At 29.5% G+C, this 4114-nt stretch carries 2 protein-coding genes, 1 tRNA gene and 1 other annotated feature; all 3 genes read right to left on the bottom strand.

Annotated elements, in window-relative coordinates; translation table 11 throughout:
* Positions 1–683 precede the first annotated feature (683 nt).
* A complete protein-coding gene (gene murD, locus HCG70_RS08880) occupies positions 684–2057 on the bottom strand; it encodes a UDP-N-acetylmuramoyl-L-alanine--D-glutamate ligase (protein ID WP_042403002.1) in 1374 nt (457 codons plus the stop codon).
* 180 nt (positions 2058–2237) lie between these two features.
* Entirely contained in the window at positions 2238–3629 is a 1392-nt protein-coding gene (locus tag HCG70_RS08875; RefSeq protein ID WP_042403005.1) for a glycine--tRNA ligase, read from the bottom strand.
* A 99-nt stretch (positions 3630–3728) separates the two neighbouring features.
* Positions 3729–3894, bottom strand: a binding site (T-box leader).
* Between the two features lie 134 nt (positions 3895–4028).
* Positions 4029–4103 (bottom strand) — tRNA-Asn (locus HCG70_RS08870).
* Between the last annotated feature and the right edge of the window lie 11 nt (positions 4104–4114).

The raw sequence follows: 4114 nt of genomic DNA, 5'->3' as shown, positions 1-4114 counted from the left end.
CGCCAGCGTTCGTCCTGAGCCAGGATCAAACTCTCACTAAAAAGTTTAATCATTTGCTCAAATTACTTTGAGTCTTTATTTTAAGACTCTCAAAAGAATTGCTGGTTTACTTAATTTATATTCTGTTCAATTTTCAAAGATCATTTGCAATCAACCTGACTGCCTATTCATAATATCATTTATCTTTTTGTCTGTCAACACTTTTTTAAAACTTTTTTTGAAGTTTTATTTATTCATGTTTTAGACCTTCGTCTCAAGAACTTTTTTTAATTTGTTCCCGACGACGTGTTTTATATTAACATGATTAATAATATGCAAGCTATATTATTTTGCGATATTATGCTATTTATTTTTATCTTTCTCATTATATCTATATAATTCTAACTTTTTCTTATATTGATACACCAGGATTTGTTGTTGCTATTCCCTTGCATATATTTAACATATTTAATAGTTATTAAACTCCTCCACGTTCATATCCTATTATTTTCATAACGAAATTTATTGATATATAATCCCAATATAATTGATTTTTAAAAAAAATAACTACATTTAACAAAGTATTTATATTATAAAAGCAAAAAAATAATTAATCTTTTAAAATTCTTGCTCTTACTTATATACTCTATTCAATGTAGTTATATAGACTTTACTTTTTATATCTTAATAAAAATAAATTACTTTTAAATATTATTTACTATTTCTTTAAACTTATTTCCTCTAACTGCAAAATTAGGGAACATATCAAAAGATGCACAAGCTGGTGATAAAGTTATAATATCCCCTTCCTTTGCAATTTCTTTAGCTTTAATTACAGCTTCTTCTAATGAATTAACCATAATACTAGGAACTTCTATCCCCTTCTCATCTTTTAATTTATCAAAAGCTTCTTTTATTAAATATCTAGTATCTCCCATAAGAATTATTTCTTTTATAAAAGGATACCCCTGTTCAGCTAACGGTTCAAAAGGTATATGTTTATCATATCCACCAGCTATAAGTATTACCTTCTTCTCAAATGCAAATAATCCAGCTAACGTTCTAGTAGGACTTGATGCTATAGAATCATTATAATACTTCACACCATCAATTTCTCTTACCAATTCACATCTATGCTCTACTCCTGCAAATGTCTCAGCTACTTTTTTCATTGTTTCAATTTCAACATCATCCTTTGTAGCTATAAATGCAGCTAAATAATTTTCTACATTATGCATACCTTTAATTACTATATCATTTTTCTTACAAACTTCTTTCCCTTCTAAATATAAGGTACCATCTTTATAGTATGAACCATTTGTAATAACTCTTTTTGATGAAAATTCTCTAACATGCCCTTTAGCTTCCTTTTCAAATCCATAAGTTATTTCATTTTCTCTATTTAAAACTAATACATTATCTTCATTTTGATATAAGAATATATTTTTCTTTGCATCAATATATTCCTGCATATCCTTATGCATATCTAAGTGATTAGGTGCTAAATTAGTAACAACTGCTACATCTATTGGAGAATCCATTGTCATAAGCTGAAAGCTTGACAACTCTAAAACTACCATATCATCAGCATTTATTTCTTCTATATTAGAAAATAAAGGTGTACCTATATTTCCCCCAACCCAAGTTTTATATCCTTGAGCTTCTAATAACTTTGATATTATAGTAGTAGTTGTTGTCTTGCCATCAGATCCTGTTACTCCATATATTTTCCCTTTACAATACTTAACGAACTCTTCCATTTCAGATGTAATATACGCCCCTTCATTCTTCGCTCTAACTAGAGCCTCGCAATCTATTCTCATTGATGGAGTTTTAAAAACTACCTCAAATCCAGTTAATTTCTCTAAATATCCCTTACCTAACTCTAACTTAACACCTTTTGATTTGAATTCACTTGCTATTTTTCCTAATTCATTTTCTTCCTTCATATCAAAAGCTGTTACTTCAGCGCCTAACTTTACTAAAAAATTTATTAAAGGAATATTACTTACACCAATACCTACAACAGCAACATTTTTACCATTAATAAAACTTTTAAATTCCTTAAACTCTCTCATTACTGCCTCCAACTAAATTATATTACTTTATAATTTATAACTATTAATAATTCTTACCAATATACAAATAATTATATCATTATACTTTCTCACATTCTATAAATATAAAATTAAAAACACTTTTTAAAAATAAAAACAGCAAGAAATAATTATTAATAATCATCTCTTGCTGTTTCTTAATTAAAACTCTAAACTTTTAGCAATAAAGTGAGTTAATTTACTAATTTCAACTCTTTCTTGAGTCATAGAGTCTCTGTGTCTTATAGTAACGCATCCATCATTTTCAGTTTCAAAGTCAACTGTAATACAGAAAGGTGTTCCTATCTCATCTTGTCTTCTATATCTCTTACCAATACTTCCTGTTTCATCATATTCAACATTAAATTTCTTTGCTAACATTGAGTATACTTCATCAGCTTTATCTGATAACTTCTTAGATAATGGTAATACAGCTGCCTTATATGGAGCTAAAGCTGGATGTAAATGCATAACTGTTCTTACATCTCCACCTTCTAACTCTTCTTCATCATAAGCATCTACTAAGAATGCTAAAGCAACTCTATCAGCTCCTAATGATGGTTCTATACAATATGGTATATATTTCTCATTAGTTGTTGGATCTAAATATGACATATCAGTTCCTGAATGTTCTGCATGTTTCTTTAAGTCATAGTCTGTTCTATCAGCTATTCCCCAAAGTTCTCCCCAACCAAATGGGAATAAGTATTCTATGTCAGATGTTGCATTCGAATAGAATGATAACTCTTCTTCACCGTGATCTCTCATTCTTAAGGATTCTGGCTTTACTCCTAAATTTAATAAGAAGTTCCAACAGTAGTCTTTCCAATATCCAAACCACTCTAAATCAGTACCTGGTTTACAGAAGAATTCTAATTCCATTTGTTCGAACTCTCTTGTTCTAAAAGTAAAGTTTCCTGGAGTAATTTCATTTCTGAAAGATTTACCTATTTGAGCTATACCAAATGGAACTTTCTTTCTTGAAGTTCTTTGAACTGATTTGAAATTTACAAATATACCTTGTGCAGTTTCTGGTCTTAAATATACCGTATTTGCAGAATCCTCTGTTATACCTTGGAAAGTCTTAAACATTAAATTAAACTTTCTTATATCAGTATAATTCATTTTTCCACACTTAGGACAAACTATGTTATTCTTAGTTATGTATTCCATTAGTTCTTCATTAGTCCATCCATCAGCACAAGCAACTTCTACTCCATTTTCAGTCATATGATCTTCTACTAATTTATCTGCTCTAAATCTTGATTTACATTCTTTACAATCCATTAATGGATCTGAAAATCCTCCAACGTGTCCTGATGCAACCCAAACTTCTGGATTCATTAATATCGCACAATCTACTCCAACGTTATATGGACTTTCTTGAACGAATTTTTTCCACCAAGCTTTTTTTACATTGTTTTTGAATTCAACTCCTAATGGACCGTAATCCCATGAGTTTGCAAGTCCTCCGTAAATTTCTGATCCAGGGAATATAAATCCTCTACTTTTACATAAAGCAACTATTTTATCCATAGTCTTTTCTACTGCCATTTTACTACCTCCATTTTTTACGATAACTTTATTTCTATAAATTATATACAAATAAATTATTCGTATTTATTTTTTATAATAAAAAAAGCCTTATAACCATAAAGGGACGAAAATAAATTCCGCGGTTCCACCCTTCTTGGCTAAAGCCCAACTTTACAAACTACACTCAAAAGCTCCCTTCATCTTAACTTTTTAATGATTTACACCACCCATCATCTCTCTAAAAAAAAATATTAAAACTACTCTTCTTTTTCATCGTGCTTTATTAAATTATATATTAATTTTATCAAACACCTTATATATGTCAAGAAAAATTATATATTCTTTTACCTTATATAACAAAAGAGTTTTGTATCAACAGACATTATCTGCTCCTACAAAACTCTTTTAAAATAAAAATGGCTCCGCGAAGAGGACTCGAACCTCCAGCCTATCGGTTAACAGCCGAGTGCTCCACCATTGAGCTATCGCGGAATATTATTGCA

This window comes from Clostridium sp. K04 (genome assembly GCF_019734375.1).
In the GTDB taxonomy this organism is placed as follows: Bacteria; Bacillota; Clostridia; order Clostridiales; family Clostridiaceae; genus Clostridium; species Clostridium saudiense.
Note: the sequence above shows the minus strand (reverse complement) of the source record. Positions and strands in the feature narration are given on the sequence as shown.

Excerpts from the sequence above, each read along its gene's own strand:
- murD (WP_042403002.1), bottom strand. The coding sequence starts at position 2,057 with ATGAGAGAGTTTAAGGAATTTAAAAGTTTTATTAATGGTAAAAATGTT.
- HCG70_RS08875 (WP_042403005.1), bottom strand. The coding sequence starts at position 3,629 with ATGGCAGTAGAAAAGACTATGGATAAAATAGTTGCTTTATGTAAAAGT.